The sequence below is a fragment of the Micromonospora sp. bgisy143 genome (assembly GCF_057708145.1).
Genome location: NZ_JBYIRN010000020.1, coordinates 72,294 through 89,025 on the forward strand (window position 1 = coordinate 72,294; position 16,732 = coordinate 89,025).

Here is a 16,732-nt window from a genome sequence, read left to right on the forward strand (position 1 = left end):
GAGACCTCGCGTCGTCGCAGGTCTGGCATCAGATGAGACGCTGGACCCGCACCTTCGGGTGCACGTTTCTCAGGTGGCCTTGCTCGTGTTGGCGGGCGCAGGGTGCTCACCGAAGCCAACCAAGGAAGCGTCTGTGCAGCGTCCTCGCCGGCACCCACGTCAGGTCCTCAGAGGCCCGCACCAGTTGGGCACCCAGATAGAGAGCCAGCGAGAGCGGAGAGTCGTCGAACTCCGCACGTAGCTCGCGCTGCCGCGTGCGGCAGGGCCAGGGCGCGCCGCAACCGCCGCAACTCCAGATCGGCAGCACCGGATCGTGCATGGTCATGCTCGGCAGGGCTTGGTTGCTCACTGCTCCTCCTCGGCGGGCCAGTGGCCCCGACTGATCGGGATGCGGTGTCGGCTACGGCAGGGCAGGTCGCCCCCACAGCGACAGATCCACCTCCACTTCGGCCACGACCAGGCCGGGCGGTGTCGCCGTGCCAGGGTCATCGCGACGGCGATCAGGTACTGGTCGTAGGTGACTCGTCGCCATGGTGGTGTCCTGTTCCGCATCGCTGGCTCCCTCCACCGCGCAGCACGTCGTGGCCGGCCCCGAACCACGGGACCGGATCTGGAACATTCGGTAACTGCGACGCTACGATCACGACGACGGCGGTTGGACTCACCCGCAGTACGACTGAACAGGCGAGATGCGCTTCCGCAGTACGCGTTGCACGGCGGAACGTCGACCACGGGTCAATGTAGGGACGACGCATGCAGGGTCGCAGACGATCAGCGCCACATCGCGGCGAGATAACCGGCTACCTGTTGAAGCTGGTCCGGGAGTCCATCCCGCTCACGCAGGAGCAGCTTGCCGTCGACCTAGAGGTCGATCGCGTAACCGTGCAGAGTTGGGAATCCGGGCGAAGACCATTCATCGCGGTACCGCTCGGACAGGCGATCGCCGTCCGACGCCGACTCGGACGGCTCGGCGCGAACACACTCCTACTCACAGCGCTCGACGACGCCGCCGAGGCGGATCTCATCCTCGCCGCCGTCCTCGACAAGCATGTGGACCGCTGCGACATCACCGAACAGCCACTGGGCTGGTCCGTGCTCACCCACCGTCTGACCGACCTGATCCTCTGGGCCGTCCTCGGGCAGACACCGACAATCACCAGAGGGCTGCCTCTCGCCCATCCCCGCCGAGGTCCAGTAGCGTCCGGGCCCACCCTGCCCGTCGACGAGCAACGTGCGTTCTTCGCTCACCTTCGGGTGCTCGCCGAACGCGCCGCCGCCGGACGGCGCCGGAACGTACTGCTACACCGGCAAGCCTGCTTCCTCGCCGGCATGGACCCCACCAAGGCAGCAGCAGACTGGCTCACCCAGGCCACCACCCGAGCACACCGCACGACAACCTTCCGCACCTGGTCACCGCTGTGGCCAGACGCCCGCTCCGTCGTCACGTCCCTCGCCAACCAGGGTGACCCGGAGCCATTGCGGGACTTCATCGCTCGGGCGCATCCCGACGACGCCTGCGAGCGAGCGGCCCTCAACTACTCGGCCTACTGGGTGGGCGAGATCCCATACCGCCACCGCGACGACTCCTTCATGCCCGGACCGCTCGCTGAGTGGCACGGCGCAACCCTGCTTCGGCACCTGGTCTGTCGCCTCGAACCAGGGCATCCCTTCGTGGATCTCAACATCCACAATATCTGGGCTCTGCTGACTGCACGACGCGGAATCGCTCTCGACAACCCCGCCCCAACTCGGGCACTTCTCGACCGCAGCGTCCCGCTCTTGGACAGCGACCGGATCTCCGCGCAGTCGCGGCAGGAACTAACCTCTATCGCCTACCGCCTGCGGGCGGACGGATTCACCGGCACAGGGACGGGCAGATGACCGACGACCACGACGCCGCCGCAGCGATGCGCTTCATCTTCGAAGCCGGCGTTCTCAAACGCGCCGCGCGCACCGGCTGGTGGTTCGCAGGCGTCAAGCAACCCGAGTCCATCGCCGAACACTCGTTCCGGACCGCGCTCATCGGAATGATGCTCGCTGCCATGGAGAGCGCTGACCCAGGCCGCGTGTCGATGCTCTGCACCCTGCACGACACCCAGGAAACCCGAATCACCGACATCCCCCACATCGCCAAGCGCTACCTCACCGCCGTACCCAACACCGCCGTCACCGCCGACCAGGTCGCCGCCTGCCCACCGGCCGTCGCCGACGTCATCACCGCCGCAGTCGCCGAATACGAAGCCGGCGAGACACTTGAAGCCATCGTCGCCCGCGACGCCGACAAGTTGGAATGCCTCGTGCAAGCCGTCGAGTACCGCCACCAGGGCATCGACAACGTGCAGCGCTGGATCGACAGCTCACGAGCGGCGCTCAAGACCGCCAGCGCCCTCCGCCTCGCCGAAGCCGCTCTCACCGGACAACCACTCGCCTGGCTCACACCCCCGCCACAGTCGGCGGACCAGCCGACACCGGCCCGTCCGCACCAGGCTCTGAACGGCGACCTCTGACACGATCCGGGAGGCTTCCGACGCCGCATCCACCACGCGGAGGCCGCCGCGGCGGGCCCGACCCGGCACGACGGCGATGGCCGATCACCTAGTGACCGGCCCTCGTACGCGTCGATCATGGAGTTGTGGTGGGGACGAACCAGATGTCGTCGCCCATGTCGGGCACCACAACCCCATGATCGACGAGGTCGGGCCGCACGGCGGCCCCGGCCGTTGGGCTAGAGCTTGGCGGCGCCCGCCTCGGTGGCGTCCTGCACCGCCGAGGTACGCCGGACCTCGGCCCGCTCGTCGCCCGCCTCCTCGCGGTCCGGGGCCGCCATCCGGGCCGCCCGGTTGGCGCTCGGCGCGGCCTGATCGCCCGTCACGCCGCCCCGGATGCGGTTGTTCGCCGCCACCTGCGCGGCCGGGTCGTTGCCCGTCACGGTCAACTGGCCGTTGATGATGTTGTCGTCGACGGTGACGCCACCGGTGGTGTTGGTGACACTGACGTCCGCGCCCCAGTAGCCGCCGGAGGCGCAACTGTCCAGGGCGCCGTTCGGGCCGAGTTGGACGCCGCCGAGGTTGCCGGCGAAGGTGGCCCGGCCCCGGACGGCGCTGCCGCACACGACACTGCCGGTGGCGCTGTTGAGCACCGACAGGGTGCCGTCGACGAACGAGTCGTGCACGTCGGTGTAGTAGGTGCCGGTGCTGCTGACGTTGCGCGTCACCTGGGTGCCGCCGTCGAGCCGTACCTCACCGGCGCCGACGGTGACGTTCCCGCTGATCGTGGACGCCTCGGCGAACAGGAAGCTGTCGATGGTCGCCGAGCCCTTCGGCCGGACGGTCAACGCGCCCGTGGAGGCGTCGGACAGGTAGATGCCGTACCCTCCGGCGGCCAGCACGACCTGGCCGTCGACGGTCGTCTCGGTGGCGTCGAGGTAGCCGTCGGCGGCGACCCGTACCTCGCCGCTGACCCGGCCGCCAGTGACCACCAGGTTGGCGCCGGCGGCGACGGTGACGTTGCCGGTGATCGTGGTGCCGGTCAGCGCGCAGGACTCACCGGCCGGGACGAGCAGGTCGTTGGGCACGGTCACCGCACCGCCGGTGCCGATGCAGTGGGTGACCAGGTCGGCGTGGGCGGTCGGTGCCACGGCCAGCACCGAGGCGGCGATGACGGCGCTCACGGTGGCCAGCTTGGCGGCGGTACGTCCGGGCATCGTGGTTCTCCCTCTCGATGAGATGCGGGGGCTCATGCGCCGACGTCCGATCGGGCCGCAGCCCGGACGATGGCGCCCTGCTGGCGCTTGGTGAGCGTGCCGGCGGTCACCAGCGCGGTGGTGACCGCCTCGACGTGCCGGACGAAGTCGGCGTGACCGGGATAGTCCGCGTCCTCGTCGATCAGGTCGTTGATGGTGCAGCCATCACCGGTGTCGACGTTGGCCACGCCGGTGTCGACGCCGCCGACGATCACCGTGTCCCGCGTGTCGGAGGCGGGACAGGCGTCGGTGCCGTCGGCCACGACGGTGAACGTCACCGACTGCTCGGCGGCGGTGTTACCGGCGGTGTCCGTCGCCCGGTGGCGCAGGGTGTGCGCCCCGACGGTACGGACGACGACCGGGGTGGTGTACGCGGTCCACGCGCCGGTGTCGAGGGCGTACTCGGTCCGCGCCACGCCCGAGTCGGCGTCGGTGGCCGTCACGGTGACGGTCGCCGCGCCGACGTACGCGCCGTCATCGTTGCGGTCGCCGGCCACCGTGGCCGTCACGGTGGGTGGGGTGGTGTCCTCGGCCGGCGGCGCGACGACGGTGAAGTGGGCCATCTGCTCGGCCGAGGTGTTGCCGGCGACGTCGGTGGCCCGGTAGTGCAGCATGTGCATCCCGGTGGCGGTCACCACGACCGGGCTCGTGTACGAGGTGAACGCGGCCCCGTCGAGGGCGTACTCGATGGTGGCGACGCCCGACCCGGCGTCGGTGGCGGTCAGCGTGGCGGTGACCGTACCCACGTAGTTGCCGTCGCCGTCGCGGTCGCCGGCCAGCGCGGCCGTGACCACCGGCGCGGTGGTGTCCTCCTCGGTCGGCTCGACGACCCGGAACGACACCGAGCCGACGGCGCTGGTGTTGCCGGCCTGGTCGGTGGCGCGGAACTGCACCGAGTGGTCGCCGACCGCGGTGACCCGCACCGGCTGGGTGTACGGCTGGAAGCTGGTGTCGTCGACCTGGTACTCGACGGTGTCGACGCCGGAGTCCGCGTCGGTGGCCGTGACGGTCACCGTCGCCGCGCCGACGTAGTTGCCGTCGCCGTCGCGGTCACCGGACACGGCGGCGGTGACGGTCGGTGCCGTGGTGTCGCCGCCTCCCCCGCCGTCGGTGACCACCAGTTCGCCGACCATCTGGCTGTGGCCGGGAATGGCGCAGAAGTAGCGGTACCGGCCCGGGGTCAGCGTGACGGTCGCCTCGTGGCGGCCGTTGTTGGCGTCGAACGGACTGGCCAGGATGTTGATGGTGACGTCGTGGTTGTAACCCTCGGTGGACGTGTCGAAGGTCAGCGTGTGCGGCATCCCGGTGGTGTTGCCGGTGGCCGCGCTGTTCTCCCAGACGATCGTTGTCGTGCCGGCCACCGCGGTGGTGGGCACGGACTTGTAGCGGGTGGTGTTGTCGTCGGCGGTCCAGGTCAGCACCTGGTCCGCGGCGGCACGGGGGGCGGCGGAGGCGGGCGGCGCGGCCAACGGTGCGACCGTGAGCAGGACCGCCGCCAACGCGGCCGTGAGTCGTCGGATCATCGTCTCTCCTAGAGTTCGCGCACGCGGATGTTGCGGAACTCGGTCAGGTCGTTGTCACCGTGGTTCTGCAGGCCGATGAAGCCGCGCAGGAACTGCCGCAGGTCGGTCGGCGGATCGCCGGCCCGGGAGGACTGCTTGCCGGGCGTGTTGTCGAACTCGTTGATCACCACGCCGTTACGGATCATCGTGTAGTGCTGTCCGACCACCCGGATCTCGTAGTCGTTCCACTGGTTCTTCGGGGTGACGCCGGCCTGGGCGAGCGGCACCGGGTCGAAGTTGTAGACCGAGCCGGTCTTCTGCGGCTCGCCGCTCTCACCGTCGTAGATCTGGATCTCGTGTCCGCAGTAGATCGCCATCCAGGCGGTCGAGGTCCGGGCCGACCCGATGGTGCCGCAGCTGCCCGGCGGCCGCTGCTCCAGCGGGACCCGCAGGTCCGGGAAGCGGATGAAGACCCCGGTGTTGGCCCGGTTGGTGCCCGGCGCAATGTCCTTGAACTGCACCTTCAGCGAGAAGTCACCCAGCTCCTTGGTGTGCCAGAGCATGCCGAGACCACCGCTGGAGCGCAGTGCCCCGTCCGGCTGGATGCTGAACGACCCGGTCGGCGCCTGCTCCCAACCGCGCAGCGACTCGGCGGTGCCGTCGTAGAGCGGCTCGTACCCGGTGCGACCGTCCCGGCCGATGTCGGACGCGGCGGCCAGGCGGGTGAGCGTGCCCGACTCGCGGGCGTTGAGCAGGCCGTCGTCCTGCAACGCGCGGGTCACCGTGGTGACGTGCCGGACGAAGGCGTTGTGGTCGGGCCAGGTGCTCTCGTCGTCGATCAGGTCGTTGATCGTGCAGCCCTGCCCGACCGTCCGACTGGCCACGCCGGTGTCGGTGTCGCCGAGCCACACGGTGGCCCGGGCGTCCGGCACCGCGCACCCGACCGTGACGGTGGTCCGTACGGTGGCCGTCTCGCCGTCGGCGTACGTGACGGTGAGCTTCGCGGTGTAGGTGCCCACCTTGGCGTACGTGTGTCGGGGGTCCGCCTCAGTCGACGTGGCACCGTCGCCGAACTCCCACCGGTGGCTCACCCCGCCGGACTTCGAGCCGGTGAAGGCGATCGTCAGCGGCTTGTTCTGCACGGCCACCGAGGTCGCCGCCGGTGCCGGGGTGGGCGCGCCACCGGTGTAGGTGACCCGGCTCAGCTTCTGGTTGGGGTTGAGGCTGAAGAAGCCGCCTCCGTAGTCGAGCAGGTAGAGCGCGCCGTCCGGGCCGAACTTGGCGTCCATCCAGCTCTGCAACCGGTTGTCACCGTTGCCGCTGGGGATGATGGCCCGCAGCGACTCGGCGTACACCGGCGGGGCGGCCTGCGGCACGCCGGCGGGGTCGACGGTGACCGCGACCCGGTTGACCGGGTTCGACTGGTCGCCGATGAGCCACTTACCGTCCCAGTGCTCCGGCCACGCGACGCCGCTGTTCGTGTCGACGAGGCTGCGGTGGTAGGTGGGGCCGGACATGATGGCCTGCCCGCCGCCGCGCAGGTACGGCTGCGTGTAGGTGGCGTCGGCGGCGACGTACGTGGGCAGGCCACTGCCATCGGTCCGCTTCGGGAAGACCGGGCCGCCGCCGTCCGGCGAGTACCAGATCATGTTGTCCCGGGCGGCGGGGATGTCCACCAGGCCGGTGTTGCGCGGCGAGGTGTTCTTCAGGTTGTCGCAGTCGTACCAGCCGGTCAGCACGCTGGCGTCGGTGTTGCTGCGGTCCCGGTACGGCTGCCGGTTGCCCATGCAGTACGGCCAGCCCTGGTTGCCGGCCGAGGTGATGATGGTGGCCGTCTCGTACTTCGCCGGGCCGAGGGTGGGGCTGGGCGACGAGGCGTCCGGACCGACCCAGCCGGCGGTCAGCCACTGGTGCACCGGGTCGATCTGGAGGCGGGCGATGTTGCGCACGCCCATCACGTAGATCTCCGGCCGGGTCTTCTCGGTGCCCGGCGGGAAGAGGTTGCCCTCGGGGATGGTGTACGTGCCGTCCGGCTCCGGGTGGATCCGGATGATCTTGCCGGCGAGGTCGTTGGTGTTACCCGACGTACGGCGGGCGTCCTGGAACGAGATGCCCTGGTACTCCTCGGTCCAGTTGTTGCCGGAGTAGCCCTGCGACCCCTCCGAGGAGTTGTTGTCGCCGGAGCCGACGTAGAGGTTGCCCTTGGCGTCGAAGGCCATGCCGCCACCGGCGTGGCAGCAGCTGTGGATCTGCACCGGGAACTGCAACAGGTCCTTGCGGGTGCCCTGGTCGATGGTCTGGGTCGCCCGGTCGTAGGTGAAGCGGGAGATGGTCCGCTGCCCGACCCGCTTCACCCGGTCGATCGACTCGTGCGGCATCCAGTAGACGTAGAGCCAGCCGTTGTCGGCGAACTTCGGGTCCGGCACGATGCCGAGCAGGCCCTCCTCGTTCTTCACCAACTCCGAGCCGCTGCCCCGGTTACCCATGACCCGCAGGGTGGTGAGCAGTTTGACCTGCTTGCTGCGCGGGTCGAAGGAGTGGATGGTGCCGCAACCCAGGCCGACGTTCGGATCGTTCCAGTCGGCGATCGGGCCGCTCGGGCAGGCCGCCTTGCCGACGTAGAAGACGGTGCCGTCGGGGGCGATGGTCAGCCCGTGCGGCTCGCCGACCTGGTCGAGCTGCCCGGTCTGGTTCGCGGCGGTCAGCCGCTCGATCTTGTAGTTCGCGGCGATCGTCGCCTGACAGTCACCGCGTACCCGGCCGGTGGTCCAGTTCAGCGCCCCGGCCAGGTGGTCGCGGAACGCCTCCTCGCCGTAGCTGCCCTCGGTGTGGCCCATGCCGGTGTAGAACGACCGGCCGCCGTCGTAGTCCCGGCACCAGGACACCGGGTGGAACGGGCCGTTGGCGCCCGGGCCCGGGTCGTAGTGCCGTTCCTCGACCTGGGCGAGGGTGTGCACCGTGCCGATCGGGTTCGTCTCCCAGTTGTCCCAGCGGTCCGACCGGGTGAGGGTCAGCGGCAGCGACGCGGTGGCCGGGTGGTTGCGGTCCAGGATGTCGACCACCGCCCGGTTCACCGGGGTCGGCGGCGGTGCGGTGGCCGTCCCGGTGAACAGGCGCAGGTCGGCGAGCTGGATCAGCGGCTCCCCGCTGTTGGCGGTGATGTTCAGCCGGTAGCGGCTGAACTCCTGCGGCGTGCCGATGTCGAACCGCCGGGTCTGGAACCGCTCGGCGAAGGTCTGGTTGGTGCGCGTGTCCAGGTCGGACCAGTTCTGGCCGTCCGTGGAGCCCTGCAGGGTCCAGTCCTTCGGGTCCCGCCCGACGAAGTCGTTGGCCGAGGTCAACGCGTACCCGGTGATCCGCTTCGGCGCGGCCAGCTCGTAGCTCACCCAGGCCGTGGGGGTGCGGACCAGCCACTTGGTGTTGGCGTCGCCGTCGGTCAGCTTCTCCTTGGTCTCGCTGGGCGGGTTCTCGCCGCTGGCGGTCACCCGGGCCACCGGTTCGGCCACCGGGATCGCGCCGGCCGGGCGGGCGCCGATCAGGCCGGTGAACCAGGTCGAGTCGACCTGCGCGCGGGCGGCGTCGGCGATGCCGACGAAGCCACCGCCGGCCTTCATGTAGGACTGGAGCGCCGACTCCTGGTCGCGGTTGAGCGCGGCGCCCGTCGCGGAGAGGAACACCACGCTCCGGTACGCGGACAGCTTCGTCGGAGTGAACACAGCCGGGTCGGTGGTGGCCATGACATCGATGTCATGACTGGCCGCAAGTTGTCGGATGGTGTCCACCGCGCGCGCCACCGGGTCCTGCTGCTCGGCCACCGGGCCGTGGAACACGAGCACAGCGGTGCCGCTCTGCTGGGTCTGCGCCGGTGCGGCGGTCACCGCTCGCGGCGCGGCGGCCGCCGCCGATGCCGTCGCCGGTATCAGCGTGGCGAAGGCCGCCATCGCCGCGAGGGCTCGTCGTACGTCTCTTCTCATCCCCGTCCCCACCTTTCGGTCAGCTTCCGTGCGTGTGGGTGTGGCCCTGGAACCGGTGGATCGCCTCCTCGGCGCCGGGGGGCATGCTGCCGTCGGCGTTGCGCACCAGGAAGATCCCGGCCATGCCGCCGTCGGAGTGGTTCTGCACGTGGCAGTGGTACATCCACGCGCCGGGCCCGACGCCCTCCCCGGCCAGCACCTGGAACCCGAACGAGCTGCCCGGGTTGAGGTCCTTGTTGTCGATGACCAGGCTCGGGTCGGCCGGCCCTTCGAGCATTCCGGTGCGGTTGTCCGCCCAGCGGTGGGCGTGCAGGTGGAAGGTGTGGAACAGGTTGCCGTGCCCGATGGCGAGCCACTCCACCCGCTGCCCCAGGTTCGCCTCGAAGATGGGCGTGTTCGGGGCCATCTTGTTGTTGATCGTCATGTCGTGGAACACGACCGTGAACTGCTTCTCCGGCAGGATGTCGCCCCGACGACGGACGATCAGCGCGCCGTACAGTCCCTTCGCGACGCCGGCGGTGCCGTGGTCGGTCCCCATGGCGTGGTCGTGGTAGTGCCAGTAGCCGGCGCTGCCCGGCATGTAGCGGCGACCCGACGCGGCGACCATCTCGTGCGAGCGCCACACGTACGTCCGGGTCTCGCCGGGGTTGTTGAAGGAGTCGTTGAACGGGCTGCCGTCCGATTCGGTGCTGTAGTCCACCCCGTGCGGGTGGATGGACAACCGCTGGTCGGTGGTGTTGACCAGGGTGATCTCCAGGGTGTCACCCTCGTAGATCTCCAGCACCGGCCCGGGCACGGTGGCCTGGCCGGGCGCGAGGCCGTAGCCGTACAGTCCGCCGGGCAACTGCTCGGCGTAGATGGTGACCTTCCTGGTCACTCCGGCGGCGGCCTGCGCTGGGGTGCCCCCGAACGCGCCGCCGAGCGTGGGGGCGGACGCACCCAACGCTCCGGCGGCGAGCGCACCGGTGGCGATCAGTGATCGGCGGGACAGGTGGCGGTGGGAGCCAACGGCGTGATCGTCCATGGGTCTCCGTTCCCGACCGGGCGAAGACGCGACGAGGGCAGGGTGCAGCGACCGCCGAGCACGGGGCGGCAGCACGACCGAGGTGAGGCTCGTCGCGGACTTTGCTCGGAAGACTCAGAACTTTCGATGGATGGACTTAACTTATGTAATCCATCGACGAAAGTACAGGGTCTGATTGCAGGAAGATTACCGCGACATCACGACGGCCGTCGATCGGCCGGAGCTGGTGGTCTCAGAGACCGTGCCGGTCGTCGGCCGGCAGGCTGGGGGTCCCCGGCGGCGCGGGCGGCTGCTCGGGCCGACCGAGACGCGCGTGGGTCGGGTCGAGGACGCGGGACAGGAACGCGCGGGTCCGCTCGTGCTTCGGCGCGCCCAGCACCTCGTGCGGCGGCCCCTGCTCGACGACCACGCCACCGTCCATGAAGACCACCCGGTCGGCGACGTCCCGGGCGAACGCCATCTCGTGGGTGACCACCATCATCGTCATGCCGTCCTCGGCCAGCCCGCGCATGACGGTGAGCACGTCACCGACCAGCTCCGGGTCGAGCGCCGAGGTCGGCTCGTCGAAGAGCATCAGCTTCGGGTCCATCGACAACGACCGGGCGATCGCCACCCGCTGCTGCTGCCCGCCGGAGAGCTGTGCGGGGAACGCGTCGGCCTTGTCGGTGAGGCCGACCCGCTCCAGATTGGCCCGGGCGATCCGCTCGGCCTCGGCGCGGGAGCGCCGCAGCACCTTGCGCTGCGCGACGGTGAGGTTGTTGAGCACGGTCAGGTGCGGGAACAGGTTGAACGACTGGAACACCATGCCGATGCCCCGGCGGACCGCGTCGATCTCGACGTCCGGGTCGGTCATCTCCACGCCGTTCACCCAGATCGTGCCGGCGGTGGGTTCCTCCAGCAGGTCGACACAGCGCAGCAGGGTCGACTTGCCGGACCCGGACGGCCCGATCACGCAGACGACCTCGCCCTGACCGACCTCGAAGTCGATGCCCTTGAGCACCTCGATCGAGCCGAAGGACTTGTGCAGGTCGCGGATCTGGACGGCGGGACGGGACGGGCTGGTCGTCATGCGGGTCACCGGGCCTTGGCGTAGCGGAGTTCGAGGCGGCGTACCACCTGGGACAGCGGCAGGGTGATGACCAGGTAGGCGAGGCCGGCCACCAGCAGCGGGGTGGCGTTCACCCGGTCGTTGAGCATGTCCCGGCCGAACTTGGTGACCTCGATGGTCTGCGCCGTCACGCCCAGCACGTACGCCAGCGACGAGTCCTTGGTGAGCAGGATGAGCTCGTTCGTCAGCGGCGGGATGACGATCCGGAACGCCTGCGGGATGACGATCGTGCGCATCGCGGTGAAGTGCGACATGCCGAGGGTGCGGGCGGCCTCCATCTGCCCCTTCGGCACGGCCTGGATGCCGGCGCGGATGGTCTCGGCCATGTACGCCGCGGCGGTCAACCCGAGACCGATCGCGATCGAGCCGAACACGCCGCCGGGGATCTCCCGCTCCGGAAAGGCGATCGGAATGCCGTACCCGACGAGGAAGAGCACCAGCAGCGCCGGCAGCCCTCGGAACAGCTCGATGTACGCGGTCGCCAGCCAGCGGTACGGCGCGACCCGGGACAGCCGCATGAGCGCGAGGACGGTGCCGAACACGAGGCCGAAGGCGAACGCGCCGAGCGTGTAGAGGATCGTGTTGCGCAGCGCCACGGTGATGATCGTGGGGAACATCGACTCGATGATGTCGACGCGGAAGAACGCGTCGGCGAGTCGACCCCAGTCCGCGGCGAGGAGCACCGCGGCGATGATCGCGACGAAGACCAGGTACTGGATACCGAGGGACAGTCGTTCCCGCTGGCGGCGGCGCAGCTTCACGTTGGCTCGTTGCCTTCCCGGAGTGTGTCGACGGGGAGGGCGCGCGTCCTGCGCGCCCTCCCCCGCGGAGCGTCGATCAGGCGTTCGGCCGCTTGCCGATCCACTTCTCATAGATCGTGTCGTACGAGCCGTCCTGCTTGGCCTTGGCCAGCGTCTCGTTGATCTTCTTGAGCAGTTCCGGGTTGCCGTCCTTCTTCACCGAGAACCCGTACTGCTCGCCGGTGTCGAACTCGGCGGTCACCGCGAACCCACCCGGGTTCTTGCGCAGGTACTCGGTCCACACCGGCAGGTCGTTGACGGCGGCCTCGACCTGACCGTTCGAGACGGCCTGCTGCAGGGCGGCGAGATCCTCGAACTCGACCAGCTGCAGACCCTTCTCCTTCTCGAACTTGCGGGCGTAGTCACGACCGGTGGTGGCCGCCTGCACGCCGAGCTTCTTGCCCCGCAGGTCGTCGAGCGACTTGTACGGCTTGCCAGTCTTGACCAGCAGCGCCTGCGTCGCGTCGAAGTACGGGTCGGAGAAGTCCATCACCTTCTGCCGCTCGGCGGTGATGGTCATGCCGGCGGCGGCCGCGTCGCACTTGCCGGTGTTCAGGTCCTGACCGGACTTGATCCCCTCGAAGGGCGTGTCGATGATCGTCTGCTCGACGCCCAGCTCCTTGGCCACCAGGTCCATCACGTCGACGTCGAACCCGGTGACCTTGCCGCTGGCGTCCTTGGACTGGAACGGCGGGTACGGCAGGTGGGTGCAGACGGTCAGCTTGCCGCCCTCGACCAGCTTCACCCCACTGGCCTGGACCTCACTGTCGTCCTTCTTGGCACACCCGGCGGTCACCGCCAGAGCGGCGATCGCCACGACGAGGCCGGCCTGACGGACTGCGCTTCGGACTCTCACGAGTGTGTCCCTCCGGTTCGGCTTCCCCGGTGACGGGCAGCCAGCTTGGTACGAAAACGGTGTGACAGGGGACGGTACCTGACCCGAGGAACAGTAACTCAGGTCACGCGGCGTAGTCGCCGCGCTGCGGCGACCATCACAGTCAGTGAACCCGACGTCCGGTCACGAACCGGACGTCGGGCCGACTCCCGACCCGCGCCTCCCGGCCACGGCGATCGGCATTTGAGTATCCGGGCCACCCCGAACGAGTAGGCCACCGCGCCGGACACCGCTGCGCCACCGCAGAAGCTGATGGACGATCAGTGGTACCGCCGTCACCCCGAAGGTGAGCAGATCCGACCCCGGATGGAGGGCAGACCTGCGAATGGACACCTACCCCACGACGCCTCAGATGGCCTTCGCGCAGTTCGTCCGCAAGGCCGTCGACGACGCCCGCGAGGAGCACGGTTGGACCGTCGGCGACATCGCCCACCACACCGGGGTGAGCCGCTCGACGCTGTTCCGCTGGCTCGCCGGTGACTGGCAGCGCTACCCGGAACTGGCGAAGGTCCGGAGCCTCTGCGCCACCCTCGACCTCTCCATCGCCGCCGCGATCCGGCCGCTCGCGATGCCGAACGCGGCCGTCACGCCACGGGTGCTGGCGCAGGTCGAGGCGGACATGGGCAGCATCCGCCGGCGACTGCTCGACGACACCGTCTCGGCCGCGGACAAACGCCAGATCCGCGACCATCTCCGCCGACTCGCCGGCCGGGACCTCCCGGTGCAGGCGGCGTCACCGACCGGGACGGGTTCCCGCGCCAGCGCGTCCGCACCGCCGCGGGTGGGCGCGTCCCGCCGGTAGCCCGACCGGACGCGCCACGCGGCGCAGGCGGGTTCAGCGCGTGGCGCGACCCGACCGACCCGGACCGGTGCCGGAGCGTCGGGATCCGATGCGGGGCGCCCGCACCACCGGGGAGCTGACGGCTCCGGGGCGGAAGTCCCGAGCCGCGGCGGCCACCATCTCGTCGGGGTCATCTTCGAGCGTCTGCCGGACGTGCGCAGGGATGATCTCGGACGTGGCCAGCGCCAGCCGGACCTGCACCGAGCGGTCGTCGACCAGCGTCGCCAGATCCGCCTCGTCCAGCTCCAGCGCGCGGACGAGTGCGGCCCGTACGTCGACCGCAGGGTCCCTGGCCAGGGCGCTGCGCTGCGCCGCGGTGGTCTGCGGGTTGCGGGCGAGCCCCTTGCGGACGCGGACGGTGCGGTCGGCGAGCAGGGCGACGATGACGTCGGGGTCCTGGGTGTGCGTGGCGAGCCGCTCGCGTACCTCGGGCGAGGCGTCCTCGACCAGCCGGGCGGCGAGGTCGGGCTCCAACTCGCTGGTCTCGGCGAGCAGGCCCCGAAGCTCCTTGTCGGGCGCGGCGACCATCGCCCGACGGACCGACTCGTCGCAGGCCGGGTTGCCGGCGACGGCCCAACGGACCCACCGGTCCGCGTCCTTGACCAGCCGCAGGAGATTGCCGACCGACGTGGCGGGATTGCGTGCCACCGTCTCCCGGACCTGACGATCGTGGTCGCGGGTCAACGTCCGCAGCGCCTGCGCGGGCGCGTCCGGCCGCGCCGCGACCGCCCTGCGCACCGGGACCGACGAATCCGACGCCAGCTCGATGAGGGTCATCTGTGGTGTCGCGGGGTCCTGTGCGAGCGCGAGCCGCGCGTCCGCCCCACCGTCGGTCGGACGGTCGGCCGTGGTTCCCGACCCGCTGTGCCGGTCGGTCCCGCCGACGTGCTGCTGCTTGCCCATGGCCGCAATCATGGCACGGGCCGACCCGGGCGCCGCGCGGCAAGCCGGTACCCCGTCCCTGGTCCGGCGCCCGCCGACTTCAGTGCTGACGCGGGGCGACCAGCCCCGACTCGTACGCGACGACCACGAGCTGGGCGCGGTCACGGACGTGCAGCTTGGTCATGGCCCGGTTGACGTGGGTCTTGGCGGTCAACGGACTGATCACCATGCGGGCCGCGACGTCGTCGTTCGACAGGCCCTGGGCGACCAGCATCACGGCCTCGCGTTCGCGGCTGGTCAACTCCGCGAGGCCGGCCGGGGCGCGCAGGTGACGCGGCTCGGCGACGTACCGGTCGATGAGCCGGCGGGTGATCGACGGCGCGAGCAACGCGTCACCCCGCGCGGCGACGCGTACGGAGTGCAGGAAGTCCTCCGGCTCGATGTCCTTCACGAGGAACCCGGCAGCACCGGCGCGCAGCGCGTGGAAGACGTGTTCGTCCAGGCCGTAGTTGGTCAGGATGACGACGTGCACTCCGGCCAGGGCCGGATCGGCGGCGATGAGCCGGGTCGCCTCGATGCCGTCCAGCACCGGCATCTGGATGTCGATCAGGGCGATGTCGGGCAGGTGACGCCGGGCGAGGGCGACTCCCTCCCGCCCGTCGGCGGCCTCGGCCACCACCTCGATGTCGTCCTCGATGTCCAGGAGCGCGCGGAAGCCGCTGCGCAGCAGCGCCTGGTCGTCGACAAGCAGGACGCGGATCACGCGGCCGGTCCGACCGGGAGTTCGGCGTGGACGGTGAAGCCGCCCTCGTCGCGGGGCGCGGCGTGCAGGCGTCCGCCCAGGGCGGTGACCCGCTCCCGCATGCCGAGCAGCCCGACTCCGGGCGTCGGGGCGGTGGTCGGCGTGGCGGCGCCGTCGTCGTCGACGCGGATGGCGAGGGCGTCCGGACGGTAGTCGACGTGGACCGACGCGGTGGCCGCGGCGGCGTGCCGGGCCACGTTGGTGAGGGACTCCTGGACGATCCGGTAGGCGGTCCGGTCCACGGCAACCGGCACGGTCTGTCGCCGCCCCTGCACCGTCAACGTCGCGTCCAGCCCGGCCATCCGGGCCCGCTGCACCAGCTCCGGCAGGTGGTCCAGGCCGTGCCTCGGGTTCCGGTTGTCGTCCCGCAGCGCCTCCAGGGTCGCGCGCAGCTCACGGCTGGCCTCCCGACCGGCCTCCCGGATCGCCAACAGCGCCTCCGGCACCGTCTCGCCGCGCCGCTGGGCCACGTGAACGGCCACCTCGGCCTGCACCTTGATGATCGAGATCTGGTGGGTCAGCGAGTCGTGCAGCTCCCGCGCGATGTGCAACCGCTCCTCGTCGGCGCGGCGGCGCGCGGTCTCCTCGCGGGTGCGCTCGGCCTCGTCGGCCCGCCGCTCGGCCTGCCGCAACGCCTCCCCCGCCGCACCGGCGGCGATCAGCCACGCCAGCTCCAGCGCGCCCCGGCCCCGGGCGAGCGCGTCACCCAGCGGCAGGTCCTGCGGCGGGGCGAGTGCGCTGAGCGGCAACGCGACGAGCATCAGCACGGCGGCGACGATCGTGACGGCCCGGTGACCGGCCCGTACGCCGGCGTACACGGCGAACAGGAAGGCGACGGCCGGCACGTCGAAACCGGCCGCCTGGTAGCCCACGGCGCACAGCCCGGTGACGGCCAGGACGGCGACGGGAGCGCGGCGACGGGCCGCCAACGCCAGACCACCGGCGACCAGCAGCGGGTAACCCAGCAGGTTGGCGTCGATCGTGGCGGAGTCCGCGGACCGCCCGGCGACCAGCAGCACCACCGCCACGCCGACGGCGATGGCCCAGTCCCGGGCAACGGCACGCGCTGTGCTCATGCGCGCACCCTAGCCCGCGACGCGCCCCGGGCGACTCCTGCGCGCGGACGACCGGGAACTACCGCGTCCGCGGTAGTCGTGCGGCG

At 70.5% G+C, this 16,732-nt stretch carries 14 protein-coding genes and 1 pseudogene; 3 read left to right on the forward strand and 12 right to left on the reverse strand.

The window, feature by feature from the left end; all coding sequences use genetic code 11:
• Positions 1-106: 106 nt before the first annotated feature.
• Complete coding sequence (locus tag AC3EN4_RS22165) at positions 107-325, reverse strand: hypothetical protein (RefSeq protein WP_435207682.1); 219 nt, start codon at positions 323-325, stop codon at positions 107-109.
• A 20-nt stretch (positions 326-345) separates the two neighbouring features.
• Complete coding sequence (locus AC3EN4_RS22170; RefSeq protein ID WP_435207630.1) at positions 346-552, reverse strand: hypothetical protein; 207 nt, start codon at positions 550-552, stop codon at positions 346-348.
• A gap of 201 nt (positions 553-753) precedes the next feature.
• Here AC3EN4_RS22170 and AC3EN4_RS22175 point away from each other — a divergent pair, with 201 nt between their 5' ends.
• Together AC3EN4_RS22175 and AC3EN4_RS22180 are read left to right on the forward strand one after the other, a co-directional pair.
• Positions 754-1,881 carry a helix-turn-helix transcriptional regulator gene (locus AC3EN4_RS22175; protein WP_435207631.1) on the forward strand — a complete coding sequence of 376 codons (1,128 nt, stop codon included), beginning with the start codon at positions 754-756 and terminating at the stop codon, positions 1,879-1,881.
• A complete protein-coding gene (locus AC3EN4_RS22180; RefSeq protein WP_435207632.1) occupies positions 1,878-2,507 on the forward strand; it encodes an HD domain-containing protein in 630 nt (209 codons plus the stop codon). The genes AC3EN4_RS22175 and AC3EN4_RS22180 overlap by 4 nt, the downstream gene beginning before the upstream one ends.
• A gap of 218 nt (positions 2,508-2,725) precedes the next feature.
• Here the strand turns inward: AC3EN4_RS22180 and AC3EN4_RS22185 are convergent, their stop codons facing one another.
• The 7 genes from AC3EN4_RS22185 to AC3EN4_RS22215 all read right to left on the reverse strand — a co-directional run bounded on the left by AC3EN4_RS22185 (position 2,726) and on the right by AC3EN4_RS22215 (position 13,006).
• On the reverse strand, positions 2,726-3,703 hold the full coding sequence (locus tag AC3EN4_RS22185) for a hypothetical protein (protein ID WP_435207633.1): 978 nt from the start codon (positions 3,701-3,703) through the stop codon (positions 2,726-2,728).
• 32 nt (positions 3,704-3,735) lie between these two features.
• Positions 3,736-5,265 (reverse strand): OmpL47-type beta-barrel domain-containing protein, encoded by a 1,530-nt coding sequence (locus AC3EN4_RS22190; protein ID WP_435207634.1) that lies wholly within the window; start codon positions 5,263-5,265, stop codon positions 3,736-3,738.
• 8 nt (positions 5,266-5,273) lie between these two features.
• The gene (locus AC3EN4_RS22195) at positions 5,274-9,218 is read right to left on the reverse strand and encodes a ThuA domain-containing protein (RefSeq protein WP_435207635.1); all 3,945 of its coding nucleotides are present in this window, start codon (positions 9,216-9,218) and stop codon (positions 5,274-5,276) included.
• Between the two features lie 19 nt (positions 9,219-9,237).
• Positions 9,238-10,242, reverse strand: a complete 1,005-nt coding sequence (locus tag AC3EN4_RS22200; protein WP_435207636.1) for a multicopper oxidase domain-containing protein — start codon at positions 10,240-10,242, stop codon at positions 9,238-9,240.
• Positions 10,243-10,474: 232 nt separating this feature from the next.
• A complete protein-coding gene (locus AC3EN4_RS22205; RefSeq protein ID WP_435207637.1) occupies positions 10,475-11,311 on the reverse strand; it encodes an amino acid ABC transporter ATP-binding protein in 837 nt (278 codons plus the stop codon).
• 5 nt (positions 11,312-11,316) lie between these two features.
• Positions 11,317-12,111, reverse strand: a complete 795-nt coding sequence (locus AC3EN4_RS22210; RefSeq protein ID WP_396799691.1) for an amino acid ABC transporter permease — start codon at positions 12,109-12,111, stop codon at positions 11,317-11,319.
• 76 nt (positions 12,112-12,187) lie between these two features.
• The gene (locus AC3EN4_RS22215; RefSeq protein ID WP_435207638.1) at positions 12,188-13,006 is read right to left on the reverse strand and encodes a basic amino acid ABC transporter substrate-binding protein; all 819 of its coding nucleotides are present in this window, start codon (positions 13,004-13,006) and stop codon (positions 12,188-12,190) included.
• A gap of 364 nt (positions 13,007-13,370) precedes the next feature.
• Between AC3EN4_RS22215 and AC3EN4_RS22220 the strand changes: the two are divergent.
• A pseudogene (locus tag AC3EN4_RS22220) lies at positions 13,371-13,763 on the forward strand (helix-turn-helix domain-containing protein); the annotation flags it as partial.
• A gap of 117 nt (positions 13,764-13,880) precedes the next feature.
• On the opposite strand, the gene AC3EN4_RS22225 reads toward AC3EN4_RS22220, so the two are convergent.
• The 3 genes from AC3EN4_RS22225 to AC3EN4_RS22235 form a co-directional block, all read right to left on the reverse strand.
• A complete protein-coding gene (locus tag AC3EN4_RS22225; protein ID WP_435207639.1) occupies positions 13,881-14,789 on the reverse strand; it encodes a hypothetical protein in 909 nt (302 codons plus the stop codon).
• A 79-nt stretch (positions 14,790-14,868) separates the two neighbouring features.
• The gene (locus tag AC3EN4_RS22230; protein ID WP_435207640.1) at positions 14,869-15,531 is read right to left on the reverse strand and encodes a response regulator; all 663 of its coding nucleotides are present in this window, start codon (positions 15,529-15,531) and stop codon (positions 14,869-14,871) included.
• Positions 15,528-16,646, reverse strand: a complete 1,119-nt coding sequence (locus AC3EN4_RS22235; protein WP_435207641.1) for a sensor histidine kinase — start codon at positions 16,644-16,646, stop codon at positions 15,528-15,530. Before AC3EN4_RS22235 ends, AC3EN4_RS22230 begins: the two co-directional genes overlap by 4 nt.
• Between the last annotated feature and the right edge of the window lie 86 nt (positions 16,647-16,732).